The following is a 13,342-nucleotide window of genomic DNA, read 5'->3' as shown; positions in this document are numbered from 1 at the left end:
AGGCCGGGTACCGCAGCACCCGGCCCGTCACTGACTTTTTCAAGCGACCTTGAACAGCGAGGCCTGTGCGGCCAGCCGGTCCACTTCCTCGGTCAATCCGCGCGCAGCGGCGGACGCCTGCTCCACCATCGCGGCGTTTTGCTGCGTCGCGATATTCATCGCACCGATCGCCGCGGTGATCTCGCTGACCGACGTGGCCGAAGCGCGATTGCTGCGGGCCATGCCGCCAAGCAGGACATGGACTTGCGCTACGTCCCCGGCGATTCCCTCGAAAGCCCCGTCCACCCGCTCCACCGCACCGAGTGCGGAGACGATTTCCGACTGAGTCACGGTAAGCTGCTCGCGGGCGCTGCGGGCTTCCTCTTCCGAACGCTTGGCCAGCGCCGAGACGAGATCGGCCACGACCGCAAAGCCGCGCCCGGCCTCGCCCGCCCGGCCCGCCTCGACGGCGGCATTCATGGCAAGCACGCGGGTCTGGAAGGCGATCTTGTCGAGGCCCTCGATCACGCCGTCGATGTTGGTCGCGCTGTCCGAGACCCGGCGCATCGCATCGACCGCTTCGGCGGCCACCAGGCGCCCGCCGCCAACGGTGGCGATCGCCTCGTCGGCGCGGGCGACGGTTTCCGCCGCCGCTGTCGCTCCGGCCTTGAGGCCATTGTCGATTTCCAGCAGCGCCGCCGAACTCTGCTCCAGGCTGGCGGCACTCGCCTCGGTCCGGCGGGCAAGGTCTTCCGAGGCCTGGGCGATCTCGAACGAGCTGCCGCGGATCGAGATCGTGCTCTCGCCGGTGGAGCCGATCAGGCCGCGCAGCTCGGTCAGGGCCGAATTGTAGTTCGTGCGCAGGCCCTCATAGGTGCCGGGGAAGGCATGGGCGATCTCGGCCGTGAGGTCTCCGGCGGAAAGCTGCGCCAGGCTGCCGGCCAGGCGTTCGACCACCTGGTGCTGCTCCAGATCGGCCGCTTCCTTGGCGACGGCTGCGTCGCGGAACACCAGTAGCGCGCGGGCGATGCCACCGATCTCGTCCGGCCGCGCGGTATCGGCGATCTCGGCATGGTTGTCACCCTTCGCCAGCCGCATCATCGTCGCGCTTGCGGTTTCCAACGGTGCGAAGAGCTTGCGGGCACCGCGCATGCAAAGCGCGGCGGCGATCACCGCAACGACGACGGCGAGCAGCAGGATGTGCCAGCCCAGACTGTCGACATTGCGATAGAAATCCTCGGCGGAAACACCCACGAAGAGCACGCCGATCACTTGTCCGCTGGGGTCCTTGACCGGATCGTAGGCGGTGAAATAGCGAGTGCCCAGAATGTCGGCCTCGCCGCGATAGGGCTGGCCCTTGCCGAGCACGGTATCCTTGACCGGGCCGTCCGCGAGCCGGGTGCCGATGGCGCGGCTGCCGTCCTCCTTCAGGACATTGGTGGCCACGCGCATGTCGCCCATGAAGATCGTGGCGGTGCCGCCGACCAGTTCCTTCATGCGGTCGACCGCGGCATTGTTGTCATTGAGCGGCGTTTCGCCGACGTAGAGCTTCCCGTCCCGCATCGCGTAGTCGAGTCCGCTCCGCTGGAGCACGGACCAAGCCACGCGCATGTTGGTGTCCAGCCGCTCCTGGCCTTGCGCACGAGCGTCCTGCACGAGCAGCAGGCGGGTGCCGATGAAGAGCACGGCCGAAAGCATGACCAGTGCGCCGACGGTCATGAGCGTTACTTTGGTCGATAGATTCTGCCTGTTCAGAAAGGCACGAAGTCGTGTCATGGCATTTCTCGTTTGGGGGGAGGCGAGAGAAAGGCACCGCGATACCCGGCCCCGGGCTGATCCTCCCGTGCCGAGCGCGATTGCAGTCGTTATAGAGGCCTTGCGTCTGCAGCCCGCCGAAAACCGGCGTTTTTTAACATTTTGCAACAATGTTGCTGGAAAGATCACGCCGCACCCGCGAACGCGACTCAGAGGCGGGCGAAAGCTTTTCGATATCGCTAACCTCCGATTTTCTCATCGGAAATTCACAAACGTGGAAGGAGCGGAAAGAAGCATGTCCGCTTCGGCAGTATAATACCCGGCCGATTGAAGACATATCGGACCGATATCATCCATTTGATATGAATATGAAATCTTCCGAGTTACGCTCATTTGTCCAGTCGAGTGCTCTGCAATGGGTTCATTCCGGAGCCAATTCCCCGAAGACGAAAGGAACTCCGTAAGCAACTCTCAGATTACGATTGCAAAATCGCCGCGATTTTCCCGCCCGTGCGGGTCGGCAGCAAAGAGAGGTGCAAAGGTGTTGAGGACTATTCTAGCCGCAACGGGCCTGTCGGCGGCCTTGCTGGTCGCGGCACCGGCCCAGGCCGACATCACCGGAACCATCAATGCTACCCTGACGCTACAGGCAGGGTGCATCATCAATGGCCAGAACTACGACAACGGCTCCGCCAATGTCACGTTCGGCACGCTGAACTTCGGGACGCAGAACACGCTGTTCACGCAGGTCGATGCCCAGGTGCTGAGCGGCGCCACCGGCTTCACTATCCAGTGCAGCAACGGCGTTACCCCTTCGCTCTCGTTCCGCGCTGGCCAGCACGACGGTTCCGGCACCGGCACCGGCGTTCGCGCCATGCTGAACACCACGACCGCCGGGCAGTTCGTCACGTACAACCTCTATAGCGATGCAGGACGCACCACCGTGATCCCGATCGGCGGCACGATCCCCCTGTCCAGCACCGGGGCGGCGCAGACGGTGAACGTCTATGGCCGCGCCTTCGGAGCGGCGGGGCTTTCGCCGGGCACGTATACGGATATCGTCACGGTCGTTCTCGTCCTTTAAGGCGATCTCGCCGCCCGTCATGACCGTTGCCCACCCCCTTGGGGCGAGGAGGGGTGTTTCACCTGTCCCCCTCGCCCGCCTGACCGTCTTCGGCGCTTGCGTCGTAGCGCTGCTCCCTCCGGGTGCCGATGCCGCCACGACCGGGCAGTTCGACGTCACGGCAACGGTCACGCCCGGTTGTCTGGTCGACGGGCTGGGCGCCAGCGGCAATGCCGGGCAGATCGGCACGCTGGACTTCGGCACCGCCTCCACGTTCTCCACCCAGCAGCGCACCGCGACCTCCACGACCGGCCAGACCATGCGCCTGCGCTGCACGCAGGGCGTAACCCTGCGAATGAGCGTGGACGGCGGCACCCATGCCAGCAGCGGCCAGCGCAACCTCCAGCGCGGCGCTACCGCCTCGCGCATTCCCTACAGCTTGTGCAGCGATGCCGCCTGCACTTTGCCGATCGCCATCGGCACTGCGGTCAATACCGCAATCACCACGAGCAACAGCGAGGACGTGCGCCTGCCGATCTACGCCCGGCTGACCCTGCCCGGCACACTGCCGCCTGGCACGTACACCGACACGCTGACCGTCACTCTCGCATGGTGATCCGCCATGCCCCAAGGAGCCAGCCGATGCGCACGACTTTCCGTTTCCTCGGCCCGTTCCTCAGCTCAGCAATCCTCTCGGCGCTGGTTCCCCTCGCTGCCGGCGCGCAGTCGCCGGGTTCACTGCTGATCTGGCCGATCAGCCCGGTGATCGAGGGCGATGCGCCGGCAGCGGCACTCTGGCTGGAGAACCCCGGAAAGACGCCGATCACGTTGCAGATCCGCATCTTCGCTTGGACCCAGCAGAGCGGGGAAGATCTCTACGGCGAGCAGAAGGACATCCTCGGCACCCCGCCGATCCTCAGTATCGAGCCGGGCCAGCGCCAGCTTATCCGCCTGACCCGGCTAGTGCCGCCGCCCGGCGTTCCGGAAAAGCCCTACCGTGTCATCGTCGACCAGATCCCGACCAGCGACCCCGCCGCCGCGACGGGCGCCCAGGGCGCGGCCGTGACATTCCGCATGCGCTATTCGCTCCCGCTGTTCTCGCTTGCCAAGACCGGAGACGGCCCGAAGAAGGCCGCCCCCCCGCCGCCGCAGCTCGGCTGGAAGACCGGAACCGACGGCCAGGGCCGCTACCTCGAGATCCGCAACAGCGGCACCGGGCACGCGCGGCTCAGCGATGTCGCCTTTTCGCGCACCGGCACGCGCTCCGGCCTTGGCGAAGGGCTGTTCGGCTACGTCCTGCCCGGCGCGACGATGCGCTGGCCGCTCCCCGATGGCACGGACGCGCAAGGAGACCTGACGGCGACGCTCAACGGCAGGGCGCTGGCCCATATCGAGCGTCTGCCGGAATGATCCGCAGATGCCCGGAGCCGAGCCATCGCGGAGACGCCCGAAGCGAGTCCCGGCCGGGATCGCCACCTGCGTCATCGCGCTGTTGCTGGCGACGGACTGCCTCGCCGCGCCCGATGCACCGGACGCCCCCGATGCCGCCCCGCGCGCCGATTTCTTCTCCGACCTGCCGCCGCCGGTCGACCGGGCGGATTTCAACGCCGACCAGACCCTGCAACTCGAAATCCACGTCAACGGCATGGCCAGCGGCGTGCTAGCGCCGGTGCTCAAGCGCGACGACCGCTTCCAGCTCCGCACGGCGGACTTGCGCCGCGCCGGGATGGTTCTGCACACGACCGATGAAAAAGTCTTTCTCGATACGCTGGACGGGGTGAGCGCCGATTACGATGCCGCGCGCCAGCAGTTGCACCTCACCGTCCTGCCCGACTATCTCCCGACCCAGCAGATCGGCCCGCACGGCCGCCCCTACGAACGGGCGAAGCGGGATACCGGCGCCCTGCTCAACTACGACGCCTTCCTGACCGGCGGCGGCGGCCTTCCGCTGCAAGCCTCGCTCTGGCACGAGGCACGGGTGTTCGGGCGGTTCGGCATGGTCTCTACCACCGGCGTCGTCAGCACCTCGCCGGGCAATATCTCCGACGATCGCCGCCATGGCCCCTACATCCGCTACGACACGTATTGGCGCTGGTCCGACGAGCGCAGCATGACGACGGTGGAAGCGGGCGACATCATCACCCGCACCCTGCCCTGGGCACCCGCGATCCGGCTGGGCGGGGCGCAGATTTCCCGCGATTTCTCGGTACGCCCGGATATCGTGACCTATCCGCTGCCCGAATTCGCCGGCAGCGCCGCCCTACCCTCTACCGTCGATCTCGTCGTCAACGGCCAGCGGATCGCGGGGAGCCAGGTCAATCCCGGCCCGTTCTCGCTCGGCACCCTGCCGCCGATCAACGGCTATGGGCAGGCCAACCTGATCGTCACCGACATGCTCGGACGCAGCATCGCCACAACCATGCCCTTCTACGTCAGCAGCGCCCTGCTGCGTCCGGGGCTGACCGAATATGCACTGGCCGCAGGCTCGTTCCGCCGCAACTACGGCATCCGCAATTTCGACTACGAAGGCCTCGCCGTCAGCGCCTTCGCCCGGCACGGATTGACGAGCGCGCTCACGCTGGAACTGCGCGGCGAGGCGGCAGAGGACATGCGCGTGCTCGGCGCCGGGGCGGTGTTCCGGGTGGGCGAGCTGGGCGTGGTCAATGCCTCCTACAGCCGCAACTTGGGGCAGACCTCGGGAGGCGAGCTGACGGTCGGCTACGAATACCAGGCGCGGCGGTTCTCCGTGGGGGTGCGGCATATCCGGCATGACGCCGACTATGTGGACCTCGCCCTGCTCGACCAGCCCTACCGTCGCGGGTGGGAGCGCCAGACTTCCGCCACCGCCAGTTTCTCGCTGGGCGGCGGCGGCACGCTCGGCCTCGGCTATTTCGACCTTGCGCGGCAGGGGGCCGATAGCGGCAAGCTCGCCAATCTCTCGTGGACGGTGCCGCTCTGGCGCGAAAGCCGCCTCTATGCGGGCGTTTCGCGCGACTTCGCCAGCAAGAGCTGGTCCGGCGCGCTGACGCTCACCGTGCCGCTCGGCACCGGCTATGCCAGCGCCGGCGTGGCGCGCGATCAGGACGGGCGGACCGGGCTGACGGCGGACTACTCGCGACCGATCCCCACCGAGGGCGGCTTCGGCTGGAACGCCAGCGTCTACGGCGAACCCGGAGACCAGCCCTACTTGCGCGGCGACCTTGCCTGGCGCACCCAGCCGATCCAGCTGCGCGCCGGAGCCTATGGCCAGGGCGACTATACCGGATGGCTGGGCGCGAGCGGATCGCTGGTCTTCATGGACGGCGCCCTCTTCGCCGCCAACCGCGTGACCGACGCCTTCGCGCTCGTCACCACCAACGGCGAGCCGGGCGTTCCGGTGCGCTACGAGAACCAGCTGATCGGCGAGACCGACCGGAACGGACGCCTGCTCATCCCCTCCGCCAGCGCCTGGTATCCGGCCCATTACGACATCGACACCCTGTCGTTGCCGCCCAGTGTGCAGGCCGACGTCGTCAGTCGCCGCGTGGCGGTGGCGGCGGGCAGCGGCTACGTGGTGCGCTTCCCTCTCGACCGCACGACCGTCGCGCGCGGCGTGCTCGTCGATACGGCGGGCAAGCCGGTTCCGGCCGGTTCGGTCATTCTGCTCAACGAAAAAACGCGAACTTACGCGGGGTGGGACGGGATGATCTTCCTGGAGGGCGTGGCCGCCGAAAACGCGCTGGTGGCGACTTTCCCCGAAGGCGGCACCTGCCGCGCCCGGTTTGCGGCGAGCCTTCCCGCCGAGGATATTCTCGACATCGGAACCGTGATATGCCAACCGTAAGCCGCCTCCTCGCCCTGTTCACCGCCATGCTGGCGTTCGTGCTGCTCGCCGCCCGCGCCGAAGCCTGCACCGTCTCCGCGGGCAGCGCCAACCTGGGCGGCGTGAGTTCCTACACGGTCGGCACCACGTCCCAGCAAGGCAGCGGCTCGGCCGGTTTGCAGTGCGACATCACGCTCGCCTTGCTGGCCACACACTATGTGGGCCTTCGTGTCGAAAATTCCACGCTGCTGCTGACCGGACCTGGCGGGCTGACGGTTCCCTATATCCCATCGGCCACGCAGAACGGTGCCGCCCTGCCCCTGAACACGTTCGAGAACATCTCTTCGACGCCCCTTCTCAGCCTGTTCTCCGGCACGGGCGGCACCGTACCGATCTACATACGCACTACACCGACCACGGCACTGCGGGCCGGGGACTATACCGGCTCCTTCGATCTGCGCTGGTACTATTCGATCTGCACCGTCGGGGTGGTCGCCTGCATTACCTTCGACAACAGCCCCGGTCTCGTACGCCCGCTGCTGACCGCGCCGACCAACTGGGGGACAGGGGTGGTCGCGCGCATCACGGTAACGCTCACGGTCCAGAACGACTGCATCATCAACGCACCCGCCGCCGGGTTCGGCTCGGCGCCGCTGGTGGGCAGCTTCAACCCGATCACCCGCACGATCCAGATCCGGTGCAGCGCGGGAACCTCCTATACCGTGGGCCTCGACGACGGCGCCAATGCCAGCGGCGCCGTGCGCCGGATGCGCTATACGTCGGGCTCGACCTCCAGCTATCTCAATTACGAGATCTACAAGACGACCGCCTCCACCGAGCGCTGGGGTTCGGTCGGCGCTGCAAGGCGCGGCAGCGGCACGGCGGAAACCAATCCCAACATCTACGATTCCGTGACCACGCAGGGCTACACCTACCGCGCGGCGATCCTGCCCGGACAAGTCACGCCGCCCGGCGGAACCTATACCGATACCGTGCGGGTCGACGTGGCGTTCTGATCGTCCTCGCGCGGGGATTTCGCTCTGCGCCGCATACGCCGTAACAGCGGCCCTTCGATCAGGTGATGCACGAAAAGCCCGCAGGCGAGCGCCCCTGCTAGCAGAAAGGCATAACAGGACGCGAGATGCGCGGCGGTATTGATCCCGGTGCGCAGCCACACCTGCCAGGCCACGCCGATGCCCAGCAGGTGGAAGAGATAGAGGCTGTAGGACGCCTCGCCCAAGGCGACCGGCAGAGCGGAAACCCGCCGACGCGCCTGCCCTTCCCAGACCGCAAGCCCCGCGATCAACAGCGCGCAAGGCAGACCATAGGCAAGCCGGGCGAGATTGCCGTAACCGTCGATCCGCCCCAGCGCCTCCATCGTCCCGACCAGCACCAGCAGCCCGGCGGCAGCCAAAGCAAGCAGGCCTCCGCGCCCGATCCAGCCCCGATTGACCGCCAGCGCCGCCCCCATGCCGAACAGGAACTGGAGGTTGAACAGGCTGGCGAAGCGCGGCAGGCCGAGGTCCGGCAGCAGTCCGATCCCTTGCGCAAGGCCCCAGAGCAGCCAGAGCGAAAGGCAAGCCAGCCCGACTTTCCGGCTCACTATCAGCAGCGCGAAGGCGGCGTAGAACAGCATCTCGTGCTGCAAGGTCCAGGCGACGCCCAGCAAAGGGTCCTGCGTCACCGGCAGCAGGCTCGCCGAGAGCACGACGCGGGTGAGCGTCACTTCGCCGCCGTGATGCGGCAACATCAGCGCGATCGTCGCCGCCAGCGCCACCCAGTAGATCGGCATGAGCCGCGCGAACCGCTGCCAGGCATAGCGCCCGAGCGCCTGCGGACGGCCGATGTCCTGCCGGTGGACATGAAGGATGATGAAGCCGGACAGCACGAAGAACAGGTCCACCCCCGCATGGCCCGGCTGGGTAAAGCGGGTGATCGCCGATGCGTCCACCGCCTGCCCGAGGTGCCGGGCGGCGTGATAGGCGACGACCGCGAGCGCCGCGATCCCGCGCAGGGCCTGAATGCCCCGGAGCTTCGGCGTGCGCGCCGCGCTCATGGTTCAGCGCTCCGGCTGCGGCGGAACCACGGCGATCCAGCCGTCCCCGATGCGCCGAAAATCCATGTCCCGCACCGGAACACCTGAGGCGCGCAGATGGGCCGAGACCGCCCCGGCGTCGAACTGCTGCTTGCTGTCATGCTCGCCCCAGAACACCGTCGGGCAACCTTGCGCCATTTCCCGCGATCCCGCCGGAGCAACCGAAAAACCGAACGAACGCGCCACGTAGCGATAGGCGAAAGGCACGACTTGCGCATTGTCGCGCGGCAACATGGCCATGACTTCGGCATTCCAGAACGGGTCGGTATGCACCACCGTCCCCGGACAGCGGGCGACTTCCTGCGCGATCACCCGGCCCGTAGTGAACCAGCTCACCCGGTTCACCGCGAGCGGCACGTTCTGCGCAAGCGCCAGCAGCGTCGCCGCGAACCCGGCCAGCAGCGCCAGCAGCCGCCAGCGCGGCGACAGGCTTTCGAGCAGCCGCCCCCCGGCCAGCCCCACGCTGACCGAGACCGCCGCGACCAGCGCCATCAGATACTTCTCGATCAGGATCGGCCGCAGCATGTGCAGGGCGACAAGCCCCCCCGCCGCCAGCACGACACCGGCCACCAGCAGCGCCAGCGCCCCGGCCTCGCCGCTTGGCTTCCTGTGCCGCAGCACGTCGCGGCCCAGCAACACCGCTCCTGCCAGGGCCCCCGCCAGCACCGGCAGGTTGGCCTCCAGCGTGCGCAGCAGTGCCCATTCCACCGACCAGCGGGCGGAATCGAGGCCCGGCTCGATCCAGAACACGCGGGTATTGCTCAGCCAGATCGGAAGCTGGAGCGCCGTGATCGCCGCGAAGACCAGCCCGGCGACGACGACCGGCACGCCGACCGCACGCACCTCCCGCCAGTCGCGGCGCAGGGCGGCAGCCATGAGGAACGGCAGGGCCAGTGCCGCACAGGCGAGCGATGTGATGATATGCGTATTGAACGCCGCAAGCGCGGCGATCCAGAACACCGCCTGCCGCCGGGCCGAGCCCGCCTCTCCGGTCAGCCGGACGGCGCAAAGCCCCAGCGCCAGCACGGTCGCCGCGCAGAGCGAGAGAAAATAGGACCGCAGCTCGCTCCCGGCGATCAATGACCAGGGATTGGCGGCCAGTTCCAGCACCAGCACCGCTGCGGCGTGCGCGAGGCGCGGCACCTCGCGCACGATAATCGCACCGCCCGCCAGCGCCAGTCCGCCGAGCGCCACATTGAGCAGGCGATGATACGCGATCGAGCCGAGCCACGCGGTCATGCGCGCCAGCACGTAGTAGAGCGGCGGATGGTTGTCCGCGAGCCAGCTTTCGCGCAAGGCGTCCGTCCAGGGCAGGCCGGGACGGGTCACGAACTGGGTGTAGAATTCGTCGTACCACGGCCCGCGCTGAAGACAGGTCCAGACCAGCGCGCAGCCAAGCAGGAGCAGCGTGGCGAGAACCAATAACCGGCTGGACGAACGGATCAACGACAGGCCCCGCAACTTGCTCGCCCGCTCCGGACGCAGGCAAGGCGTCTAGGCAGGTTTGGCGAAGGAAGCGTTAACTCTCCTTCGGCGCCGCGCCAAGGGCAAGCCACCGGAAGCGATTGAAACCCGGCCGCTCTCCGCGCTACCACAGTGCCATGCGGAGATATCTGACCCTGGCCATCGCGGCGCTTTCCTCCTGCCTTTCGGGCATGGCCCTCGCCAACGATTCCTCAGCGCAACTGGCGGCAGGCGGCCTCGTCCTGACCCGCAGCGATAGCATCGAGATGCAGACCGAGGATCTCGAAATCTCGCGTTCGGCGGTCAAGGTGCGCTACACCTTCCTCAACACCAGCGGCAAGGACGTGGTCAGCCGCGTCGCCTTCCCGCTGCCACCTGTGGGGGGCCGGGAGATGTTCGAGATGGATGTCTCGATTCCCCTCGATTCCCCCGACAATTTCCTCGGCTTCACGACCCGCGTGGACGGCAGACCGGTCGCCATGGACATGGAGCAGAAGGCCGTGGTCGGTGCCGCCGACCGCGCCGCCTGGCTGCGCACGCACGGGATTCCTCTGGCCCCGCACCTCGGCCCCGCGCAGGAAGCGCTGGAGCGCCTGACCCCGGCCGACAACGCCGAAGCCCAGCGTCTCGGGCTGATCGACGAGGACGGCTATCCGGCCTGGAAGCTGGAGACGACCTATCACTGGCTCCAGACGTTCCCGGCGGGCGTGCCGGTGGTGGTCGAGCATCGCTACCAGCCCTCGGTCGGCGGCACGGTGGCTACCCTGCTCGGCCATGAGCCGGAGTCGGAAACCGTGCGCACCTACTGCGTCGATGCCACCCTGCTCTCGGCCATGAACCGCGCCGCTGCCCGCGACATCCATTATTCGGAAGGCTGGATCGACTACATCCTCGTCACCGGCGGCAACTGGAAGAAGCCGATCGGCAAGTTCCGCCTCGTCGTCGACAAGGAGCTTCCGCACGACTTCGTCAGCTTCTGCGGCGACGGCGTCCGCAAGATCGCCCCGACCCGCTTCGAAATGACGAAAACCAACTGGCGACCGGAAAAGGACCTCTCGATCCTGTTCCTCGAACGCCGCACCGAAGAAAAGTAAAGCCTTCCTCCAGGACGACACGCATTATGAAATCTCAACGGGCCGCCGCCTGACCTCGTCTGGAATTCACACGCGCCTCCTTTTAATTTTCGAGACATCGGCCCCGTCGTTTCGAGGCCGATTGTCTACGTAGCTTTGAGGAGCGTATCGTGATCCAATCCTTCGGCACTGCGGAGCCCGACCAACAGGGGTCCGTGATCTATGTCGGCCAGGACCGGGCCGGGCACTGGCTGGTCCAGGAAAACCACGGCCTTCTGGAAGGCCGGTTCATTTCCCGCGACGCCGCCTGGCGTTTCGCGCGCAGCGAAGTCCATGGCTTTCCGGGCGCGGTGATCGTCCTTGCGGCGGAATGGCTCGTGCCCGCGATCCCGTTCGAGCCGCCGCTCGAACGGGCCGCCTGACGGGAGCATCGACCATGCCCTACGCGCTTTCGCTGAAGGGGGCCTCGCCCTGGCCTGCCGTGTCGATCACGGCGGCGATACGGCCCCTGAAAATCGCTCCCGCCCCGTGCGATGATCCCCGCTGGCCCGCCCTCTCGGCCCGTCTCGAAGAACTGCGCGAGCACGGCCGCCGCGCCCTGCGCATCATCCACGTCCCGTGCGGCGACGGCTGCCTGCTCATCGCAGCGGCGAGACGGGCAAAGTCCCTCGGCTTTCTGTCGATCGAGGCCCTCGGCGCGGATGTCGATCCCGAGCGCATCGAACGCGCACGCCGCCATGCGTGCCTTCACGCGGACTCCGCCATCGGCTTCGCCTTCGAGGTCGCGCAGCCGCTGGCAAGGCTCGAAGCAGAGGCGGAATTTCCAGCCGATATCGTGCTTTACGAAGTAACGGCAGCGGCGCCGGAAGCCCTTGTGGAGGCAGCGGGACGCGCCGGTGATCTTGTCCTGCCCGCAAGGCTCTGCACATGACACGCCGGGACTTTCGCTGGCGCGTCCTCGGCGCGGTGCTTTTCGTCGGCGGGCCTAGCCTGGCACTGCTGACGCCGGGCCGGGCCGCCGGGCCGCATGGCCTCGTTACCGTGCTGTGCCTTGTCGCGACGCTGCTGGGCCTTGTCCTGTTGATACGGGGCAGGAAAGTCGCGCTGGCCCTGCGCGTCGAAAACAGCCAGCATCGGATGTTGCCCGCGCTGCTGCACGAGCGGCGCCTGAAGCGCCGCAGACCGCGGGGCTGATCGCTATATCGAGAAAGCCCGGCATCCCCCGATGCCGGGCTTTTCGCCCTGTCAGAATGCCGCCGTCACCGAGGCGACCACGGCGGCATCGGCAATCGAGCCGGAGCCGTCCTGCCCCTTGCTGAAGTTCGGCTGGAGCCGCGCGGCAGCGGCGCCGCCGATATCGGTATCGACGTAGGACACATTGAAGGTCAGGTTGCGCCAGGCGGCGTCCAGCCCGAGCGACCAGTCCCAGTACCTGCCGGTGGGCGCGACGCTGGTGCCGTTGGGTCCAAGGCCGGGATTGCCGTTCGAATGGCCCAGATGCGCCTTGGCCGTCAGCGGCGTTCCGGCAATGGCCAGTGCACCGTCACCCCAGAGGTAGAGGTTGTCCTGCTTCTGCCCCCGACTGTTGGGCGCTTTCGAGACGTTCGCGAGCGCATATTGCTTCGGCGCATAGGCCGCGCCCGCCGTCAGCGTGGCCGGGCCGGCGGTGCCGGAGAGCTTGACGTAAGGCTCGGCGAAATCGGTATCGTCCGCCCCGCCCGGATACATGTACCAGGTCAGGCCGACATCGAGCGCGGCATGGTCGCCCAGCTTCGCCTTGTAGCCGCCGATCAGGTCCAGTTCCATGTTGGCGCCGCCGAACGTGCCCCAGCCCGAAAGGTTCGATGCCCAGGTTCCGACGTAGAGTCCGCTCTCATGGGCGATGGTAAGGCCGCCCTGAACCGCCATGCTCTTGTCCGACTGCGAGACGCCGCGGAAACGGTAGTCCGAGGTCAGCGTGGCGGAACCGGAAACGGTCACAGCGCTTGGCGCCGACTCGTCCTGGGCCTGGGCCGCCAGCGGAATGGAGCCGACGAAGAGAGCGGCGAGAGATACGATGGATTTCATGATGTCCTCTTGCGTTCTCCGCCGGAGCGGCGGAGCGATTCGAG

13 protein-coding genes are annotated in these 13,342 nt (G+C 67.2%); 9 read left to right on the top strand and 4 right to left on the bottom strand.

Going from position 1 to position 13,342, the window contains the following annotated elements:
* Positions 1-39 precede the first annotated feature (39 nt).
* Entirely contained in the window at positions 40-1,698 is a 1,659-nt protein-coding gene (locus AC4D6D_RS19105) for a methyl-accepting chemotaxis protein (protein ID WP_491328606.1), read from the bottom strand.
* Positions 1,699-2,278: 580 nt separating this feature from the next.
* Between AC4D6D_RS19105 and AC4D6D_RS19100 the strand changes: the two genes are divergently transcribed.
* Genes AC4D6D_RS19100 through AC4D6D_RS19080 form a run of 5 tightly spaced genes read left to right on the top strand, consistent with a single transcriptional unit; the run spans position 2,279 to position 7,615 of the window.
* Positions 2,279-2,818 (top strand): Csu type fimbrial protein, encoded by a 540-nt coding sequence (locus tag AC4D6D_RS19100; protein ID WP_491328605.1) that lies wholly within the window; start codon positions 2,279-2,281, stop codon positions 2,816-2,818.
* Positions 2,819-2,837: 19 nt separating this feature from the next.
* Positions 2,838-3,413 (top strand): Csu type fimbrial protein, encoded by a 576-nt coding sequence (locus tag AC4D6D_RS19095; protein WP_491328604.1) that lies wholly within the window; start codon positions 2,838-2,840, stop codon positions 3,411-3,413.
* 26 nt (positions 3,414-3,439) lie between these two features.
* Positions 3,440-4,207: a fimbrial biogenesis chaperone gene (locus AC4D6D_RS19090; RefSeq protein WP_491328603.1), complete on the top strand. Its 768-nt coding sequence runs from the start codon at positions 3,440-3,442 to the stop codon at positions 4,205-4,207.
* A 7-nt stretch (positions 4,208-4,214) separates the two neighbouring features.
* Entirely contained in the window at positions 4,215-6,620 is a 2,406-nt protein-coding gene (locus AC4D6D_RS19085; RefSeq protein ID WP_491328602.1) for a fimbria/pilus outer membrane usher protein, read from the top strand.
* Entirely contained in the window at positions 6,608-7,615 is a 1,008-nt protein-coding gene (locus tag AC4D6D_RS19080; protein WP_491328601.1) for a Csu type fimbrial protein, read from the top strand. The genes AC4D6D_RS19085 and AC4D6D_RS19080 overlap by 13 nt, the downstream gene beginning before the upstream one ends.
* Here AC4D6D_RS19080 and AC4D6D_RS19075 read toward each other — a convergent pair.
* Both AC4D6D_RS19075 and AC4D6D_RS19070 read right to left on the bottom strand, forming a co-directional pair.
* Complete coding sequence (locus tag AC4D6D_RS19075) at positions 7,579-8,655, bottom strand: acyltransferase family protein (protein ID WP_491328600.1); 1,077 nt, start codon at positions 8,653-8,655, stop codon at positions 7,579-7,581. The genes AC4D6D_RS19080 and AC4D6D_RS19075 overlap by 37 nt on opposite strands.
* A gap of 3 nt (positions 8,656-8,658) precedes the next feature.
* A complete protein-coding gene (locus tag AC4D6D_RS19070; RefSeq protein ID WP_491328599.1) occupies positions 8,659-10,140 on the bottom strand; it encodes a hypothetical protein in 1,482 nt (493 codons plus the stop codon).
* A 155-nt stretch (positions 10,141-10,295) separates the two neighbouring features.
* Here AC4D6D_RS19070 and AC4D6D_RS19065 point away from each other — a divergent pair, with 155 nt between their 5' ends.
* The 4 genes from AC4D6D_RS19065 (at position 10,296) to AC4D6D_RS19050 (ending at position 12,425) form a co-directional block, all read left to right on the top strand.
* Positions 10,296-11,252: a DUF4424 domain-containing protein gene (locus AC4D6D_RS19065; protein ID WP_491328598.1), complete on the top strand. Its 957-nt coding sequence runs from the start codon at positions 10,296-10,298 to the stop codon at positions 11,250-11,252.
* Between the two features lie 149 nt (positions 11,253-11,401).
* Positions 11,402-11,653 carry a hypothetical protein gene (locus tag AC4D6D_RS19060; RefSeq protein ID WP_491328597.1) on the top strand — a complete coding sequence of 84 codons (252 nt, stop codon included), beginning with the start codon at positions 11,402-11,404 and terminating at the stop codon, positions 11,651-11,653.
* Between the two features lie 14 nt (positions 11,654-11,667).
* Positions 11,668-12,162: a class I SAM-dependent methyltransferase gene (locus AC4D6D_RS19055; RefSeq protein WP_491328596.1), complete on the top strand. Its 495-nt coding sequence runs from the start codon at positions 11,668-11,670 to the stop codon at positions 12,160-12,162.
* Positions 12,159-12,425, top strand: coding sequence for a hypothetical protein (locus tag AC4D6D_RS19050; RefSeq protein WP_491328595.1), 267 nt, complete (start codon positions 12,159-12,161; stop codon positions 12,423-12,425). Before AC4D6D_RS19055 ends, AC4D6D_RS19050 begins: the two co-directional genes overlap by 4 nt.
* 51 nt (positions 12,426-12,476) lie before the next feature.
* On the opposite strand, the gene AC4D6D_RS19045 is transcribed toward AC4D6D_RS19050, so the two are convergent.
* Complete coding sequence (locus AC4D6D_RS19045; protein ID WP_491328594.1) at positions 12,477-13,298, bottom strand: TorF family putative porin; 822 nt, start codon at positions 13,296-13,298, stop codon at positions 12,477-12,479.
* Between the last annotated feature and the right edge of the window lie 44 nt (positions 13,299-13,342).

This window comes from Novosphingobium sp. BF6, from assembly GCF_058273105.1.
The sequence above is the reverse complement of the archived record's forward strand: the minus strand, read 5'-3'. Positions and strand labels throughout refer to the sequence as shown.